Raw genomic sequence first — 16,332 nt, forward strand, 5'->3', positions numbered from 1 at the left:
GATGGAGGCAAGGTGAAGGTAGTTCTCTTCGGGGCAACAGGCATGGTCGGCCAAGGTGTTCTGCGCGCATGCCTGGAAGAACCGGAGGTCGGCGAAGTCGTCGCCGTCGTACGTCGGCCGCTCGGCAGGAACGCGCCGAAGCTTCGCGAGGTGCGGCACGCCGACTTCTCCGATCTCACCCCGATCGCAAGAGAACTCTCAGGGGCGGACGCCTGTTTCTACTGCCTCGGGGTCTCGTCCGTGGGACTCAGCCATGAGGACTACGAGAGGATCACCTACGACTGCACCTTGGAGGCCGCCCGGGTGGTGGCCGCCGACAATCCGCACGTGACCTTCGTGTACGTGTCGGGGGAAGGCACCGACAGCACGGAGCGGGGACGCGTCTTCTGGGCCCGGGTGAAGGGCCGGACGGAGAATGCGCTGATGGCCATGGACATGCACGCGTACGCCTTCCGCCCCGGATGGATCCAGCCCGTCCATGGGGAGACCTCCGCCACGCGGTGGTACCGGCTGGCGTACCGGTTCACGTCCTGGCTCTATCCGGTCCTGCGCCGTGTGACGCCCCGCTACGTGACCAGCACCGAGCACCTCGGACGGGCGATGATCGCCGTCGCCCGGCTCGACGGTTCCGGACCGCGAGTTGTGCGGACGGACCAGATCAACCGACTCGGCGGTTGACGCGACGGCGGTGCCCTCCGGCTCGACCATCCGGCCCGGGACAGCCAGTCGCGTGACCCCGAGCATCGTGATGGCCGCGAAGAACGTTCCACCGCCGATCAGCACGGCGGTGGAACTGCGGCATCTCCCGGCATCTCCTTCGTCGAACCGGACCTCCTGGACGCCGATACACGCCATCCGCTTGACAGGTCATTTCGCGCACTTCTCACATCATGAGGTGAAATAAGTCGTGTCATGACATGCGCAGTGGCCGCCGCCCTGGCGTCGACGCAGGCGCCGTTGGCCGCCCAACGCGCCGTTGCAGCTGTGGTCCCACGGCGGTGGCGGCAACCAGCAGTGGCGCCCCGAGCGGGAGGCATCGGGGAACTACCGCTTCGTCGCCCGGCACAGCCGCAAGTGCCTGAGCACGACGGGCAGTTCCGCGAACAGCGTGCAATGGGTGCAGCGGCCCTGTGACAACTCGACCGCACAGTCCTTCCGGCTGACCGCACAGCCCTGGTCGAGGGCCGGCGACGCTACCCGCCCTTGGCGTCGCCGGTGTCCCGTCCGGTCCGGCGCCGGGACGTCACGGGGTCCAGCGACAGGGCGAGGACGGCACGGTCGTCGTTGTCGGCCTGCGCCGACCAGCGTTCCGCGTCGGTGCGGACGAACGAGACAACCGTCTGCGGGTCCGGTGCGCGCTCCCCGGAGAACCGCTGCCCGAGCCGTTCGAGGACCGGGTAGAAGACGCCGCCCGCGTCACGCGCCTCACTCACTCCGTCCGTGTGCAGGACGAGCACCTCCGACGGTCCGAGGGGGTGCACCGTGGCGTCGGCCCCGTCCGGCGCAAGGCCGCCCAGCCCGAGTGGCAGTCCGGGCGCCGTGGGCAGTCGTCGGGCGCCGTTCGGGCCGACCGCCACGGGCGCGGGGTGCCCGCGGTCGACGATGCGCACCTCACCGCCCTCCGGCGGGAACTCCACGACCAGTGCGGTGACGAACAGTTCGGGGTCGCCGTCGTCGCCGGCCGGGCTGTTGCGGGCGATGCTGAGTTCCAGCCTGGCGGCCAGGGCGCTCAGGCTCTGCCATTCGTGGGCCGAGACCCGGAAGCTGCCCAGCACCGCGGCGACGGTCTGCACCACGCCGAGCCCCTTGCCGCGGACGTCACCGATGATCACCCGTACCCCGAAGGGCGTATCGCACATGTCGTACAGGTCTCCGCCGACGAGGGTGCCGCCCTCGCCGGCCTCGTAGAACCCGGCGGCACGCACCGCGCCGAGTCTTCGCGGCACCGGGCGCAGCAGGGTTCGCTGCATGGCCTCGGCGACCGAGTTGGCGCGGATGAGGTGTTGCCGGGTCCGTTCCCGCTGCGCGGCGAGCGCGACACTGGCGATGCCGATGAGGGCGGTGGCGAGGTACATGGCGATGTGGTGCTGCTCGTCCACGTGACCGGGACGGCGGGCCGCCATCCAGATCTGCAGCCCCAGGCACACGACCGCCGACATCGCGGTGCCCCGCGGGCCGCGGGTCGCGGCGGCCAGCGGCGGGACCGCGATGAGCATGAAGCTCACCGGTTCACGACCGCTGACGATGAACTCGGCGGCCACGTCGACGAGGACCGCGGCCAGCGGCAGCCACCAGACCCAGCCGCGCAGGGTGGGGCCCTGTAGTTCGTCGCGGAGGTGCCGGCCGGGCACGGCGCGCCCCTAGCTTCCGGGCCCGTCGTGGCCGGCCCCGCGCCCTGGGCTCGCGGTGCCGGCGGCCGCCGTACCGCGCGATGGCCGCCGGATCGCCTCGGGCAGTGCGGCCTCGATGCGGGTGAGTTGGGCGGTGAGGCTGCGCAGCCACATGTCGAGGTCGACCAGGACCGGCAACGGCGGTCCGGTCGGCCGCACGGGTGGCGTCGCCTTCTCGGCTGCCTTCGGTCGTCTGCCGCTGCACAGGTCGGCGAGCCGGTCGGTCCTGCGGGCGAGCGTGTCGGCGCCGGCCCTGGCCCGGTCACCGGCCTCGGGCGGCAGGGCGTCGGCGGGCAGGTCGAAGCGGGGCAGCCACTGGGCGCCGAGCAGGATGTGGTGGGCGGTGAGGATCACGGCGTGCCAGTCGGCGCGGACGTGTGCGTCGCTGCCGGGTTCGCTGCGGAACTGGGCGTAGGCGGACTCGGCCAGGCGCAGCCGGTGCAGCGCGGGCAGCGAAGCCGGGGCGGGGACGGAGCCCGGCGGCACCGCGGCGAGCATGCCGACGGTGCCCTTGATCAGCGGGCCGCACTCGTACAGGAGGCCCGCCATGGTTCTGCGCACCTCGGCGCGGGCGCCGGCCGGCCAGGCGAGCATTCCGCACAGCAGACCGATGGCGCTGCCGGTGACCACGTCCACGATCCGGGCTTCGGCCAGTCGCCAGGAGGCGGGGGCGATCTGGGCGAACGCGGTGGCCACGACCAGCGTGAACAGGCCCTGCGCCCAGGCGATGCCGAGCAGCGGCCCGAGCGCGAAGGCGATCAGCATGGCGGGCGCCAGGATGGCCGCGTACGCCTCGGTGTGCCGGCCCAGGCCGGTGAGCAGGGCGCCCGCGACGACGGCGCCCACGAGGTTGCCGGTGACGGCCTGGCGGATGGCCGACCAGGCCTCCCCCACGGTGGTCCGGCTCAGCGTGAGCACCGCGAGCAGCACCCAGAAGCCGTGCGTCAGATCGAGCGAGCCCGCCACGAGGCGTGCGGCGGCCAACGCCATCGCGATCCGCAGGGCGTTGTGGAACTGCACCGAGCGCAGCGAGATGTTGCCGGTGATCCGGCGCAGCCACAGCTGTGCGGCGGCGGTGTGCGTGTACCAGAACAGTTCCGTGGGTTCGATGGGCGGGGTGCGCCGTCCGTCGAGGCCGACCCGTACGGAGATCTCCAGGGCGCGCACCGACTCGGCGACCGCCAGCAGTGCCGCCTGTCTGCGCAGCACGTCCGCCGCGGGTACCTCGTCGGCGGGTCCCGCCGCCTGCCGGAGGCGGATCCGCTGGAAGTCGTCGATGGCCTCGTCCATCCGCTGCGGGCCCGGGGCGGCCCGGCCCGTGTGCAGGGCGGCGGCGGTCTCGTCGAGGAGCGACACCACGCGCGGCAGCAGCGTTCGCAGCGCCGTGTCCCGGCCGCCTTTTCCGCTCTCCCGAACGCTGTCGTTCCTCGCACCGCTCCGCACGAGTTCGCGCAGCTCGCCCCTCTCGGTCAGATGCGCCAGCTGTTCTAGGAGCCGGCGGGCGGCGGACCCCGCCTGGGCCAGGCCGCGGTCCCGCCGGCCCGGGCCGGCGGGACGCTGGGCGGGCGAGGTTTTGGACAGCCGCAGCCGAGCACCGGCCTTCCTCAGTGCCTCCGGCGAGAGGGCGTCGTCCCCGGTGATGGCGTCGCGGGCCGTCGCGAGCGCCTGCGCGAGGGCCGCGCGGTACGTGGGCTCCGGTGGGGTCGGCAGCAAGAACAGCTCGCACAGCACGAGCGCGACCACGCCGAAGACGAGTCCGGCCAGCCGCAGCCCCAGCGTCTGGGGTTCGTACGGCGGGAAGCAGGCCAGGATGTAGAAGAGCTGGAGTCCGGGCGCCGCTCCGGCCGGGCGGGGACCCGCGATCGCCGCGAAGGCGAGGAGGAAGCCGACGCCGAGCATGCCGAGCACCGCGGCCCAGGTGTGCACGGCGAGCAAGGTCCCGAGGGTCACCAGCCCGAGTCCCACGGGCAGTGCCTTCAGCACCACCTCGGCCCGCTGCCGCCCGGATCCGGGGATCGGGGACAGCAGGCCCAGGGAGATCGGCCCGAAGAGCGCGTACAGGGCGAGGACGGGTTCGTCGAGCCCGTAGACGAAGGTGTAGAAGCCCAGGGACGCGGCGAGGGTCACCCGCGCCGACCGGTGCAGGATCCGGGTCCGCTCCACGCCGCCCGTCACGGCAGACGCCCGCCGCGTGACGGCCGCGAGCCGGCACCGCCGCCGGGGGCCCGCCGGCCGGCCGAGTCATCCGGGCCGGCCGGGCGAGGACGGCCCGTCGGCGGGATCTTCCCGGTCCCGGCCGTGTCCGCGAGCCGATGACGTACCACCAGGACAACGGCGGTGCCGGGGACGGCCGGGTTCAGCGCGAAGAGGTCGAGCTGGATGCAGAACAGGGCGACCGCCACCGCGACGAAGGCACCCGTGCGCGCGGCCGGCGAAGCCTCTGCGCCCATGAGCACGTTCCTCTCGGACCGACACCACCACGGCAACGAACCACGGCACGACGCGGCCGGCCGGACACGCCCTCCACTCCCTCGATTGTCGACCGCCCCCGCAGCGCCCGCAGCCCGACACTCCCCCACTCGGCGGCATTGGGCCGAGTCGAGCACCGGCGGCCCGGACTCCCACCGCCCCCGCCCGGCGCCGGTACCGGCCTTCGGGCGAATTCCGGGCCGGCTCCGCGATCCGGCGGCGGGTGGGTGGTACGGGCATCAGGATGGCCACGCCGCCCGATCCGCCCGCCTCGTCCGTCAGCCGCACCGGCGGCCCGGACTCCCGCGTGCCGGAGTGGCTGCGGACCTGTGCCGCGTACGCATGGCGGATCATCGTCGTGGCGATCGTGGTGCGTGCCGTTTTCTCGGTGCTCGGGCAGTTCCATCGGGTCGCCGTCGCCGTGTTCCTCGGCCTGGTTCTCACCACCGTGCTGCGCCCCGTGGCCGGACTCCTCGCCCGCAAGATGCCACGCCCGCTCGCCGTGGCGAGTGCCGTGATCGGTGGTATCGCCGTCGTGTTCGGAGGGCTTGCCCTGGTGGGCGAGATCGTGGCGGATCAGCGAAGAGGGCTGCAAAGGGAGTTCGTGGCGGGCGTCGGCCGGATCGAGCGGCAGCTGGAGGAGCCGCCCTTCCGGCTCCCGTCGAACACGTTCGACGACCTCCAGTCCAGGATCGGCAAGCTCCTCTCCAGCCACCGCTCCACGATCATCAGCGAGGCCGTGAGCGGTGCGAGCCGGCTCCTGGAAGTGCTGACGGTCATCGCGCTGGCCCTGTTCTGTGCCGTCTTCTTCACGCACTCCGGCGATCGGCAGTGGCAGTGGATCTGCGATCAGCTCCCCAGGAGGGCGCGGCAGCACCTCATGGTCGCCGGCCGGGCAGCCTGGCGGACCTTCACCGGGTACACCCACGGCATCCTGCTCGTCGCGGCGACCAACGCGTTCCTGGTCTGCATCGCCCTGCTCGTCCTGCGCGTCCCCCTCGCCGTTCCGCTGGCGCTGCTGGAATTCGTGGCCGCCTTCATCCCGTTGATCGGCTCACCCATGGCCCTGGCCGTGGCGGCCGTCGTCGCACTGGCGACGAAGGGACCGGTGACCGCTCTCATCGTCGTCGCGCTGATCGTGATCATCGGTCAGATCGAGGGCCACCTCCTGCATCCCGTCGTCATGAGCTGGGCCGTGCGTCTGCATCCGGTCGTCGTGGCCCTCGCCGTCGTCGGCGGAGCGATCGCTGCCGGGTTCATCGGCGCCGTCGTGGCCGTGCCCTTCGTCGCCGTCCTGTGGTCCGTCCACCAGGCACTGCGCGGCCGCGCCGACGGCTCGGAGGCAGCACAGGCGCGACCGGTCGTGGGGCCCGGTCCCCAGGCCGAGCTCTGAATGATCTCTATCGCGGGTCCTGGCGAGCCGCCCGGTAGCGGAGGTGGACGACTCTCGAGTTGTAGGTACGGGTCTCGACGAGTTCGAGATCCACCCGGCTCTTTTCCTGGGGGAAGAACGAAATGCCACCGCCGACCAGCACCGGGTAGACCATGATCTGGTACTCGTCGATCAGCCCCGCGGCGGCCACCTCGGCGGCGAGGGTCGCGCCGCCGATCGCGATGTCCCCCTCCCCCGGCTCGGCACGCAACCGCTCGATCTCCGTCGCCACGTCGCCGGACACCAGACGGGCATTGCCCTCCACCGCCGACAGCGTGTTGGAGAACACCACCTTCGGGAGCGCTTTCCAGAGCGCGGCGAACTCCAGCCTCGGCGCGTCCAGCGACGGATCCTGATCGGCCGTCTCCCAGTACAGCATCGTCTCGTAGAGCCGTCGTCCCATCAGGTGAACGCCGAGCTCCCGCACATCTTCGATCCAGAAGCGGAAGACGTCCTCGTCGGGCACTCCCCAGTCCATGTCGCCGTCGGGGCCGACGATGTAGCCGTCCAGTGAGACGTTCATCGAATAGGTCACTCTGCGCATCGGAAGTCCTCCTCGGTGACGGTTCGACAGTACGACCGCCGGACGCTCCAGGACTCATCGCGGCTCGCGGGATTCCCTCGGAACCGTCCGCCCGCCGTCAGCCGATCAGGACGCCGGGGTTGAGGATGCCGTGGGGGTCCAGGGCGTTCTTGGTGGCGCGCAGTGCCAGGGCGAAGGGGGCCGGGCGCTGGAGGTCGTAGCCGGGGCGGTGGTCGCGGCCGACGGCGTGGTGGTGGGTGATGGTGGCACGGTGGCGGTGCAGGACGTCGGTCGCGGCGGCCTTGATGTCGTCCCAGACGGCGACTTCGTCGCCGGGGCGGCCGGCGACGGCCACGGTGAAGTAGGGGGCGGCGCCGTCGGGGTAGACGTGGGTCAGGCGGCAGTTGACGGTGGCCGCGTGCCCGGTGGCCTTCAGGGCGGCGGCGCCGACCTCGGTGCGGACGGCGTCGATCAGGGCGGGGATCCGGTCCCAGGTGGCGGCCGTCTCGAAGGTCTCGACGACGGCACCCATACGGGCCAGTCCGTCACGCAGATAGGGCATGCGCAGGAACGCCGAACGCCACGCGGTGACGGCCGCGTCGGCCGGGGCGTCCGCCTCCGCCTTCGGTGCCTCGCCGGTGCCGCCGTGCGCGCGAGCCATGTCCAGGGCGCTCGCGAGGCGGTCGTCGACGGGGGCGGTCGCGGATTCGAAGCCCAGGACCAGGACGCAGGAGCCGTCGTGCGAGGCGCCGGACAGCAGCGCCTCGCCGGGGTCGAGCAGACGGCAGTTGGCAGGGGCGAGGTCGGACTGGGCGATGGCGCGCACGGCGTCGAGCGCACGCCGGAAGTCGGTGAAGGCGACGGACGCGGATGCCTTGTGCCGAGGGCGTTCCTGGAGGCGCATCCACGCCCTCGTGATGACGCCGAGCGTGCCCTCGGATCCCAGGAACAGGCGATCGGGCGAGGGTCCGGCGCCGGATCCGGGCAGGCGCCGGGACGTGCCGGTTCCGGCGGGCGTGACGACGCGCAGGGACTGCACGAAGTCGTCGATGTGGGTGTGGACGGTGGCGTAGTGGCCGCCGGCCCGGGTGGCCAGCCAGCCGCCCAGGGTGGAGAACTCGAAGCTCTGCGGGAAGTGGCGCAGCGTCAGGCCGTGGGGGCGCAGCTGTTCCTCCAGGACGGGGCCGAGTGCCCCGGCCTGGACGAGCGCCGAGCGGCTGACGGTGTCGATCTCCAGGACCCGGTTCATCGAGGTCAGGTCGAGTGACAGCACGGCCCGGTGGGCGTCGCCGCGGTACTCGACGCCGCCGACTACGGAGGAGCCGCCGCCGAAGGGGACGACGGCCACTTGGTGCTCGCCGGCCCAGTCCAGCAGGTCGGCCACCTCCTTCTCGTCGGTCGGGCGGGCGACGAGGTCGGGGATCCGGCCGGGGCGGCCGCGCAGGGCGCGGATGACATCGCGGTAGGCCTTGCCCATGGCGTGGGCGGCCCGGTCCTCGGGATCCGCGGTGACCAGGTGGGCGAGGGAGGGCGGGGGCGCCGCGGCGGGACGGCCGAGGGCCAGGTCGGCGACCCGAGGTAGCGGCAAGGGCCGGGCGAGGGTGCCCGGCAGCAGCGCGCCCATCTCGACGCACTCGGCGTCGCCGGGATGAGCGTCCGTGTAGCCCCAGCCCCACCAGGAGCGGGGGCGGGAGTTGCCGGGGTCGGTCACGGTGGCAGGCATGAGTGTGCTCCCAGCGGGTCCAAGTGAATTTACCCTACGGTAAATTACCGTAGGGTAAGATCGAGGGCATGACAACGCACTCCTCCAAGGCCGGCACCAAGGGCGTGCCGAGAGCCGCGCGTGAACAGCAAGTCCTGGCCGCGGCCACCGAGGAGTTCGGCCGTCATGGCTACGAGGCCACCACCGTGGCCGCCATCGCCACGCGCGTGGGCGTCACCAAGCCGCTGCTGCACCAGTACTTCGGCAGCAAGCAGGACCTCTACCTCGCCTGCCTCGACCCGGTCGGCGAACGCCTCCTCGGTGCGGTCCGCACCGCGATGGCCGAACCGGCCGCCGACGCGCCACCCACCTCACTGCGCGTACTCGCCGCGCTGTTCACCGCCCTCGACGAGCGGCGCGACGCCTGGTTCGTGCTCTACGACGCCACGCTGCCGCCCGACAGCGACGCCGCCCGCCGCGCGTCGTACTACCGCACCGCCATCGACGACCTCGCCGCGACCGGCGCCGCCGACCTGCTGCAATCGGCCGGAGCCGGCGACCCGCTCGACGCCGACGCCCTCAAGTACGCGTGGCGCGGCCTGTGCACCGCCCTGGTCCGCTGGTGGATCAACCACCCCGACCAGTCGCCGGACGCCATGACGCGGCGATGCGCCCGCATCTTCGCCGCCGCCCGCGCCATCGGACTCACCGAAGGCGACCACGCGTGACGCGCACCGGCCCACCGGCGACTCGTCCGTCGACCACGAGGGCGACGCCGGCGCCCTGACCCGTCTCCTGGGCCCGCTGAACGAACCGACTCCGTGGGCGAGGGTGCCGGGCCACGGCGGTGCTGCCGCGGCCCGGTCCGCTTTCCGTCAGGGAGCCCGGCGGGTCACTCGTCGCGGGAGGCGAGGTACTCCTCGACGCCCGGCGCGGCGTGCGCCTCCTCCAGGTTCACCGCGGCGCCGACCGCCTTCGCGTCCGGCTTGTGCACGTAGGTGGAGGTGCTGGCCGGCTGCGCCTTGTCGGAGAAGTTCTGCGCGGTGCCGAGGCCGACGTCGACGTTGGACTGGGCGCGGTGCGCCTTGACGACGTCCTCGCGCGCGAGGCTGCCGCCCTCGCAGGCCTTCTTCAGGTCGGCGCCCATGATCTGGGCGGCGTTGTAGCCGGAGAGAACTCCGGCGTCGACCAGGGCGTCCGGGTACTTCTTCTTGTACGCGGCGACCATCTTCCGCACGCCGGGCAGGTCGGAGCTGGCGGCCGGGGCGGCGCTGACGATGTTCAGCATGGCGGCGAGGGCGGGCGCGGCCGGAGTCTTCATCAGCTGCGGGGCGTAGCCGGGGGCGCTGCTGACCACGGGCACCTTCAGACCGCGGGAGGCCGCGACTCCGACCAGCGAGGCGGTCTGTGCCGGTCCGGCGCTGATCAGGATCGCCTTGACACCTTCCTTGCGCAGCGCCGAGACCTGCGCGGACAGGTCGGTGTCGGTGGCCTTGATCTTCTGCCCGACGACCTTCAGACCCGCCTTCTTCGCGGCCCACTGCGAGCCCTCCAGCGCGTTCGCGCCGTAGTCGCCCTCGAAGTAGACGTGGCCGATCCTGTCGCCCTTCGCCAGGCCCTTGGTCCGGGTGAGGAAGTCGACGGCGGCGATCATGTCGATGTCGTAGGTGGTGCCCAGGACCTGCACGGACTCCCGGTCCAGCAGGGAGGCGGCCCAGGCCTGGGGGAAGGTCAGCACCTTGTCCCGGTCGATGTCGTCGAGCAGCGCGGCCATCACGGGCGATCCGATGACCTGCGGCAGGGCCACGACGTCCGCGGAGATGTCGGCGTAGGCGGTGACGGCCTTCTGGACGTCGTAGCCGTGGTCCTTGACGACGATCTCCACGCGCCGGTCGCAGATGCCTCCGTCGGCGTTGACCTCGTCGGCCCACATCTGCTGGGCCTGCACGATGCTCTTGCCGAGGGTCGCGTAGGGGCCGGTGAGGTCCGTGAGGGCGCCGAGCTTGATGGTCTTGTCGGTGACTCCGGGGCCGGTCCTGACGCCGTCGGCGCCGTCGCCCGCGCTGTCGGAGGTCTTGGCCTTGGAGCTGCATCCCGTACCTGCGAGCAGGAGGGCGGCGAGGGCCGCGGCCAGGAGCGTCCTGTTGCGCTGCGCGGCGCGGTGTGTGTGGTCGTGCGAGGGCTTCACGAGGTGTGCTCCTTGGCTCGTACGGCTGGCGCGGTCGGTTGGGACGGGGAGGTGGCGTTCGAGGGTGGCGGTGCTGTCCGGGTGCGCCGCAGGCGGGCGCGCAGCCGCCGGACCAGGCCGTGCAGGCCGTCGGGGGCGAAGAGGAGGATCAGGACGATCGACGCGCCGTAGAGATAGCGGGCCGCCTCGGTGGGTCCGACGGTGCCGTCGGTGGTGCCGGGGGCGGCCACCAGCGGGAGTTGGTCGGCGTAACGGGTCATCAGCAGGGGCAGTGCGGTGACGAACACGGCGCCGACGGTGGCTCCGGCCACCGATCCGAGTCCGCCGATGACGATCATGGCGAGGTAGTCGACGGACAGCACGAGGCTGAAATAGTCGGGCACCACACGGCGGAAGGAGAGGGCGAGCAGTACGCCGGCCAGGCCCGCGTACATCGACGACACCACGAAGGCCGCCGAGCGGTAGCGGGAGACGTCGACGCCCATCACCGCGGCCGCGGTCTCGCTGTCGCGCAGCGCCACCAGGGCACGTCCGGGACGGCCTCGCAGGAGCCCTCTGGCGGTGAACCAGGTGACCGCGAACAGTACGAGTCCCAGGTACCACAGCCGTTCCTCGGCGCCGAACGGCACGCCCAGCACGGTGAGTTCGGAGTCGGCGGAGAAGGAGAAGCCGCCCGCTTCCAGCGGTGGCACCGAACGGCCGTTGAATCCGCCGGTGACGGAGTCCGCGGTGAGCAGGACGTGGTGTCCGAGAAAGACCAGGGCCAGGGTGGCGACGCCGAGGTAGATGCCGCGCACCCGGCCGGCGACGGGACTGAACAACCCGCCGGCCGCCCCGGCCAGCAGCACCGCGAGTACCGCGGCGACGACGGTGGGCAGCCCGGGTCCGGGCTCACCGGCCAGCCATACGTAGCCGTAGGCGCCCACGGCCAGGAAGAAGGCGTGGCCGAGGGAGAGTTGCCCGGCGGTGCCGGACAGCAGGCCCAGGCCCACCGCGCCGATGGCCGCCGCCATGGAGAACAGGCCGATGCGCAGCCAGAACGCATCGAGGTAGAAGGGCAGCGCGCACAGGACGGCGACGGCCGCGAAGGGCCGGCCCAGGCGGATCGCGCGGGCACGGGAGAGTCGTTCAGACACGGACCGCCGCCTTTCCGCCGAACAGCCCGGTGGGCCGTATCAGCAGCACCAGCACCATCACCGCGTAGGGCGCGACATCGCCGAACCCCTCGCCCAGGACATGCAGGTCGGACTGATAGCCGGCGACGAGGGCCTCGGTGAGCCCGATCAGCAGGCTGCCCGCGAGAGCGCCGGGCGGTGACGCCATCCCGCCGAGGATCGCCGCCGGGAACGCCTTCAGCGCGATCTGCCCTGTCGTGCGTTCCAGGCCGGGCGCGGGGAACGCGGCGAGGAACACCGCCGCCAGCGCCGCAAGTGCTCCGGCCAGGCACCAGGCGAGGGTGCGCACCCGCACCAGCCGTACGCCCATCAGGGCGGCCGCTTCCACGTCCTCGGCCGAGGCGCGCAGCGAAAGGCCCCAATCCGTGTACCGGAACAGGGCGAAGACGGCGCCGATGACGACGGTGGACACCACGATCGCCGCGATCCGGCTGTCGGCGACGGTCACCGGACCGAGACCGCTCACCGAGTCGCCCCAGGGGTCGCCGAGCGAGAGCAGGTCGCCGCCGATGCGTCGTGACAGGTCGGTGAGGATGACGATGTCGACGCCGATGGTGACGATGGTCTGCACATGGGCGGCGTGCGGGTCGGCTCCCCCGCCGGCCTGGAGCAGGAAGCGGTCCATGGCGCCGGCCACGGTCGCGGTCACGAGGACGGCCACGGCGAGGGCTCCGGCGAAGCCGAGGTCGTCGTGGAGTACGGCGGTGACATAGCCGCCGAGCAGGAGCAGCGAGCCGTGCGCGAAGTTCATGACGCCGGACGCCTTGAAGATGATCACGAAGCCGAGGGCGACCAGGGCGTAGACCGCGCCGAGGGCGATCCCGTTGAGGACGTTGTCCAGGAAGGTGGTCATGCCGCGTCCTCCTCTTCCGCGCCGGTGCCGAGGTAGGCGCGCAGCACTTCCGGGTCGCGGCGGACCTCGTCCGGGGTGCCGTGCGCGATGGCGCGGCCGAAGTCGAGGACGGTGACCTCGTCGGCAAGCCGCATCACGAGGCCCATGTCGTGCTCCACCAGCACCACGGACAGTCCGAGTTCGGCCCGCACGGCGTGCACGACCTCGACCGTGCGGGCGCGCTCGGCCGCGTTCATCCCGGCGACCGGCTCGTCCAGCAGCAGGACCCGGGGTTCCAGGCACAGGGCGCGGGCGAGCTCGACGCGCTTGCGGTCGCCGTAGGAGAGCAGGGCGACGGGGCTGTCGAAGTGCGCGGCCAGGCCGGTGAGTTCGGCGATCTCGCGGGCGCGGGCGAGGTGCTCGCGCTGCTCGCGGCGCACGTGCGGCAGACGCAGCGCGCTGGCGGCGAAGCCGGCCCGGGTCAGGGCGTGCCGGCCGAGCATCAGGTTGTCGGCGACCGTGCCCTGGGTGGTGACGATGTTCTGGAAGGTGCGGGCGACGCCGAGGGCGGCGATGCGGTGCGGGGCGAGCCGGGTCAGCTCGGCGTCGCCGAGGCGTACGGCGCCGGTGGCCGGGCGGCACAGCCCCGACAGCACGTTGAAGCAGGTGGACTTGCCCGCTCCGTTGGGTCCGATGAGCGCGTGGACGGTGCCCGGGACGACGGTGAAGGACACGGCGTCCAGGGCCGTGAGCCCGGCGAACCGGACGGTCACGTCCGTCGCGGTGAGTTCGGGCGGTGCGGTGGTGCGGACGGTCACGCGGCTCCCTGCCCCTCGGTAGTGCCGGTGGCTGTGGTGGTCTTGGTCGTGTGCGTGGTCTCTGACGGCTCCGTCGCCTCGGTCGTCTCGGTGGCCTCGGTGGTCTCGGTGGTCTCGGTCGTCTCGGTGGTCTCGCCCAGGTACAGGCGCCGTACGGCGTCCGTGCGGGCGAGTTCGTCGGCGGGGCCGGAGAGCCGGACCTCGCCGACCTCCAGGACATGGGCGGTGTCGGCGAGGGACAGCGCCATGCCCGCGTTCTGCTCGACCAGGAGGACGGCGGTGCCCTGGGCGTTGATCTCGCGGACGACCTCGGCGATCCGGTAGACCATCTGCGGGGCGAGGCCGAGGGAGGGCTCGTCGAGCAGGAGCAGGCGAGGGGCGGCCATCAGGGCGCGGCCGATGGCGAGCATCTGCTGCTCCCCGCCGGACAGCAGTCCGGCGGCCTGCCCGGTGCGTTCGGCCAGGCGCGGGAAGAGCGCGAAGACCCGGTCCCGGGCTGCGGCGACCTGAGCGGGGCGGCGCCTGCCGAGGCCGAGGCCGCCGGAACGGAGGTTCTCGTCGACGGTGAGGCCGGCGAAGACCCGGCGTCCCTCGGGGACTTGCACGACTCCGGCCCGCACGGCCGCGACCGGGTCGCGTCCGTCGAGTTGTGTGGCGCCGTAGCGGATACGGCCGGCCGTGATCGCGCCGCGGTGCAGGCGCAGGGTGCCCGACACCGCCCGCAACAGGGTCGTCTTGCCGGCGCCGTTGGGGCCGAGCAGGGTGACGATCGCGCCGTGCGGGACGGTCAGGGACACGGAACGAAGGGCGGACAGGGCGCGGCCGTAGGTCACGTCGAGGCCCTCGACGTACAGGGCGGCCTCTTCGTCCGGTGGTGCTTCGGGCATCACGGCTCCTCGGGTCCGTGCCGTCGGGCACGGGGGCTTCGGGGGAAGGGCAGCCCACGACAGCACGGGCGCGGGCGGGCGGTACAGGTGTTCGGGCGAGGACGCTGCGTGGTCCCAATGCGGGTGGGCCGGGGTTGTGCGGGTGCCCAGGGGTGGCGCAAAAGCGCCGGTCGGGAGGCGGGAAGGCGGGTCGGCGCGACGAGGGCGGCAAAGGCGACAGGGCGCGGCGGCTCAGCCCAACGGGGCTCCTCGGGAGGCCGCTGGCGGCACCCGCTCTCGGTCCACCGCAGGGCTGCCAGAGACCTGCGGCCGGCCGAGCGGCGGTTGCGTCGGTCGCGCAGCCGTCAGGGACCCGCGGCGGGCAGCCGACCGCGTGGGCCTGCCGTCAGCCGCGCAGCAGTCGGCGTGCCGTCAGGGCGAGGCTGATCTGCACCACGTCCAGCGGGCGCGCCAGGGAGCGGCCGGTGAGCTGCTCGCAGCGGCGGAGTCGGTTCAGGACGGTGTTGCGGTGACAGTAGAGCCGCTCGCCGGCCCGCTGGGCGGAGCCGTCGCAGGCGAACCAGGCGGCAAGGGTGTCCAGCAGTACGTCCCGGTCTGCCGGTTCCAGCCGCAGCAGCGGGCCGAGTACCTGTTCGGTGAGGGTCGCGCCCAGCTCCGGGCAGGAGATCACGAGGGCCTCGGGCAGGTGCTCGGTGAGCCGGACCGTGCCGCCGTCGGGCGGGCAGATGCTCAGGGCGAGGTCGGCCAGGCGCCGGGCATCGCCGACCGAGGCCAGCCCGGCCACGGCGCTGCCGACACCGATCCGCCCCTCGGACGCGTCGTCGGCCGAAAGCCCGAGCGCCGCCATGGGGTCCCGGTCGTCCTCCCCGTCGCCCTCGTCGCCGACCAGGGCGATGCCGTAGTCCACTTCCACTCCCGAGTGCCAGTAGACGCTCGTACCCGGTGGTACGGGGGCGGGGCGCACGCTCGTGGGAACCTGGGGCCGGCCGCCGGTGACCGCGACGACGACGTACCGCCCGTGCTCCGGCAGGCGCAGTCCCTCCGCGGTCTCGGGCAGGTCGGCGATCCGGCTGGTGCCGTCGAGGAGGGCGGCCGCGAGGAGCCGAACCCGGTTCTCGCGCCGCCAGGCCAGTTGCCGTTCGGCCTGCCGGTAGGCGTCCGCCACGAGGCTGCAGTGCTCGTCGACGAAGTTCCACACGTCGGTGGCGACGTGCACGAGGAGCCGGATGTCCTCGGGCGCCGAGCGGGAGGTCTCCTCCACCAGCCGCTGCCAGACGAGGGAGCCGCCCAGCCGGAAGGCGTGCAGCAGGGCGTCCAGCGGCAGTCCCTGTTCGGCCCGGGTGACGCCGATGCGCCAGGTGCAGCGGTGGGCGGCCTCGCGGGTACCGCGCGGGTCGAGCAGCGAGGTCACGCTGTGCCGCAGGGAGCGGTGCACCTCCTCCCACGTGCCGGTGTGATCGTTCTCCAGCGCCGTCCGGTACGCCGGTTCCTGCTCGCGCAGGACGTCCACGAGCCGGTCGGTCAGTTCCGGGAGATCGTCGATCAGCACACGGGCCGCCCGGTGCAGGACACGCAGCGCGTCGGCGTCGATCAGCGACCGGATGCGTCGTGTCCGCGGCTGTGGAACGGGCGTCGGCCCGGTGCGGTTCGTCGCGCGTGTGCGTACGGCAGGATGCATCGCGGCCCTCCCCCAACCTCGGCTTCCCGGCAGTGCCCCGACTCCGCCGGGCCGACGGCTCAGCGGCGTCCGACGGCTCGGCGGAGTCCGACGAGGCGCGCTGCCCGTGCGGCAGCAGCCACCCGACTCGTCGTCCTGCCCCGAAGGATGGCATACCGTCCGGTCGGTCCCTAGGGGTGTGCAGCGGCATTCTTGGGCGCGGGGTGTCGGGGTCCCTCCCGTTCGCCTCGGTGGGGCA

The 16,332-nt window shown here is 72.7% G+C and carries 14 protein-coding genes and 2 pseudogenes; 4 read left to right on the forward strand and 12 right to left on the reverse strand.

What is annotated here, in order from left to right; translation table 11 throughout:
* Positions 1 to 12 precede the first annotated feature (12 nt).
* Positions 13 to 678, forward strand: coding sequence for an NAD(P)H-binding protein (locus tag AC3ETA_RS09710; protein WP_432192408.1), 666 nt, complete (start codon positions 13 to 15; stop codon positions 676 to 678).
* Here the strand turns inward: AC3ETA_RS09710 and AC3ETA_RS09715 are convergent.
* Positions 679 to 753: pseudogene (locus AC3ETA_RS09715) on the reverse strand (RidA family protein); the annotation flags it as partial.
* A 214-nt stretch (positions 754 to 967) separates the two neighbouring features.
* Between AC3ETA_RS09715 and AC3ETA_RS09720 the strand changes: the two are divergent.
* Positions 968 to 1,174: pseudogene (locus AC3ETA_RS09720) on the forward strand (RICIN domain-containing protein); the annotation flags it as partial.
* Positions 1,175 to 1,193: 19 nt separating this feature from the next.
* Here the strand turns inward: AC3ETA_RS09720 and AC3ETA_RS09725 are convergent.
* The 3 genes from AC3ETA_RS09725 to AC3ETA_RS09735 are packed head-to-tail and all read right to left on the reverse strand — an operon-like array spanning position 1,194 to position 4,840.
* Positions 1,194 to 2,351, reverse strand: a complete 1,158-nt coding sequence (locus tag AC3ETA_RS09725; RefSeq protein WP_432192409.1) for a PP2C family protein-serine/threonine phosphatase — start codon at positions 2,349 to 2,351, stop codon at positions 1,194 to 1,196.
* A gap of 9 nt (positions 2,352 to 2,360) precedes the next feature.
* Positions 2,361 to 4,565, reverse strand: coding sequence for an FUSC family protein (locus AC3ETA_RS09730; RefSeq protein ID WP_432192410.1), 2,205 nt, complete (start codon positions 4,563 to 4,565; stop codon positions 2,361 to 2,363).
* Positions 4,562 to 4,840 (reverse strand): hypothetical protein, encoded by a 279-nt coding sequence (locus tag AC3ETA_RS09735; protein ID WP_432192411.1) that lies wholly within the window; start codon positions 4,838 to 4,840, stop codon positions 4,562 to 4,564. The genes AC3ETA_RS09730 and AC3ETA_RS09735 overlap by 4 nt, the downstream gene beginning before the upstream one ends.
* Before the next feature lie 263 nt (positions 4,841 to 5,103).
* On the opposite strand from AC3ETA_RS09735, the gene AC3ETA_RS09740 reads away from it, so the two are divergent.
* Positions 5,104 to 6,252, forward strand: coding sequence for an AI-2E family transporter (locus AC3ETA_RS09740; RefSeq protein WP_432192412.1), 1,149 nt, complete (start codon positions 5,104 to 5,106; stop codon positions 6,250 to 6,252).
* A 7-nt stretch (positions 6,253 to 6,259) separates the two neighbouring features.
* On the opposite strand, the gene AC3ETA_RS09745 is transcribed toward AC3ETA_RS09740, so the two are convergent.
* The gene (locus tag AC3ETA_RS09745; RefSeq protein WP_432192413.1) at positions 6,260 to 6,835 is read right to left on the reverse strand and encodes a dihydrofolate reductase family protein; all 576 of its coding nucleotides are present in this window, start codon (positions 6,833 to 6,835) and stop codon (positions 6,260 to 6,262) included.
* Positions 6,836 to 6,932: 97 nt separating this feature from the next.
* Entirely contained in the window at positions 6,933 to 8,537 is a 1,605-nt protein-coding gene (locus tag AC3ETA_RS09750) for an FAD-binding oxidoreductase (protein WP_432192414.1), read from the reverse strand.
* Positions 8,538 to 8,605: 68 nt separating this feature from the next.
* On the opposite strand from AC3ETA_RS09750, the gene AC3ETA_RS09755 reads away from it, so the two are divergent.
* Positions 8,606 to 9,244 carry a TetR/AcrR family transcriptional regulator gene (locus AC3ETA_RS09755; RefSeq protein WP_432192415.1) on the forward strand — a complete coding sequence of 213 codons (639 nt, stop codon included), beginning with the start codon at positions 8,606 to 8,608 and terminating at the stop codon, positions 9,242 to 9,244.
* Positions 9,245 to 9,408: 164 nt separating this feature from the next.
* Here AC3ETA_RS09755 and AC3ETA_RS09760 read toward each other — a convergent pair whose 3' ends face one another.
* From AC3ETA_RS09760 to AC3ETA_RS09785, 6 genes are all read right to left on the reverse strand, one after another.
* Positions 9,409 to 10,704 (reverse strand): ABC transporter substrate-binding protein, encoded by a 1,296-nt coding sequence (locus AC3ETA_RS09760; RefSeq protein WP_432192416.1) that lies wholly within the window; start codon positions 10,702 to 10,704, stop codon positions 9,409 to 9,411.
* Entirely contained in the window at positions 10,701 to 11,840 is a 1,140-nt protein-coding gene (locus AC3ETA_RS09765; RefSeq protein ID WP_432192417.1) for a branched-chain amino acid ABC transporter permease, read from the reverse strand. The genes AC3ETA_RS09760 and AC3ETA_RS09765 overlap by 4 nt, the downstream gene beginning before the upstream one ends.
* Positions 11,833 to 12,732 (reverse strand): branched-chain amino acid ABC transporter permease, encoded by a 900-nt coding sequence (locus AC3ETA_RS09770; protein WP_432192418.1) that lies wholly within the window; start codon positions 12,730 to 12,732, stop codon positions 11,833 to 11,835. The genes AC3ETA_RS09765 and AC3ETA_RS09770 overlap by 8 nt, the downstream gene beginning before the upstream one ends.
* A complete protein-coding gene (locus tag AC3ETA_RS09775; protein WP_432192419.1) occupies positions 12,729 to 13,529 on the reverse strand; it encodes an ABC transporter ATP-binding protein in 801 nt (266 codons plus the stop codon). Before AC3ETA_RS09775 ends, AC3ETA_RS09770 begins: the two co-directional genes overlap by 4 nt.
* Entirely contained in the window at positions 13,526 to 14,416 is an 891-nt protein-coding gene (locus tag AC3ETA_RS09780) for an ABC transporter ATP-binding protein (RefSeq protein ID WP_432192420.1), read from the reverse strand. The genes AC3ETA_RS09775 and AC3ETA_RS09780 overlap by 4 nt, the downstream gene beginning before the upstream one ends.
* Positions 14,417 to 14,801: 385 nt before the next feature.
* Positions 14,802 to 16,094, reverse strand: a complete 1,293-nt coding sequence (locus AC3ETA_RS09785) for an RsbRD N-terminal domain-containing protein (protein ID WP_432192421.1) — start codon at positions 16,092 to 16,094, stop codon at positions 14,802 to 14,804.
* Between the last annotated feature and the right edge of the window lie 238 nt (positions 16,095 to 16,332).

It is taken from the genome of Streptomyces sp. bgisy027 (assembly GCF_057710365.1).

Bases quoted from the DNA above. Each gene is read 5' to 3' on its own strand.
- AC3ETA_RS09735 (WP_432192411.1), bottom strand. From the start codon at position 4,840: ATGGGCGCAGAGGCTTCGCCGGCCGCGCGCACGGGTGCCTTCGTCGCG.
- AC3ETA_RS09740 (WP_432192412.1), top strand. From the start codon at position 5,104: ATGGCCACGCCGCCCGATCCGCCCGCCTCGTCCGTCAGCCGCACCGGC.
- AC3ETA_RS09745 (WP_432192413.1), bottom strand. From the start codon at position 6,835: ATGCGCAGAGTGACCTATTCGATGAACGTCTCACTGGACGGCTACATC.
- AC3ETA_RS09750 (WP_432192414.1), bottom strand. From the start codon at position 8,537: ATGCCTGCCACCGTGACCGACCCCGGCAACTCCCGCCCCCGCTCCTGG.
- AC3ETA_RS09755 (WP_432192415.1), top strand. From the start codon at position 8,606: ATGACAACGCACTCCTCCAAGGCCGGCACCAAGGGCGTGCCGAGAGCC.
- AC3ETA_RS09770 (WP_432192418.1), bottom strand. From the start codon at position 12,732: ATGACCACCTTCCTGGACAACGTCCTCAACGGGATCGCCCTCGGCGCG.
- AC3ETA_RS09780 (WP_432192420.1), bottom strand. From the start codon at position 14,416: ATGCCCGAAGCACCACCGGACGAAGAGGCCGCCCTGTACGTCGAGGGC.
- AC3ETA_RS09785 (WP_432192421.1), bottom strand. From the start codon at position 16,094: ATGCATCCTGCCGTACGCACACGCGCGACGAACCGCACCGGGCCGACG.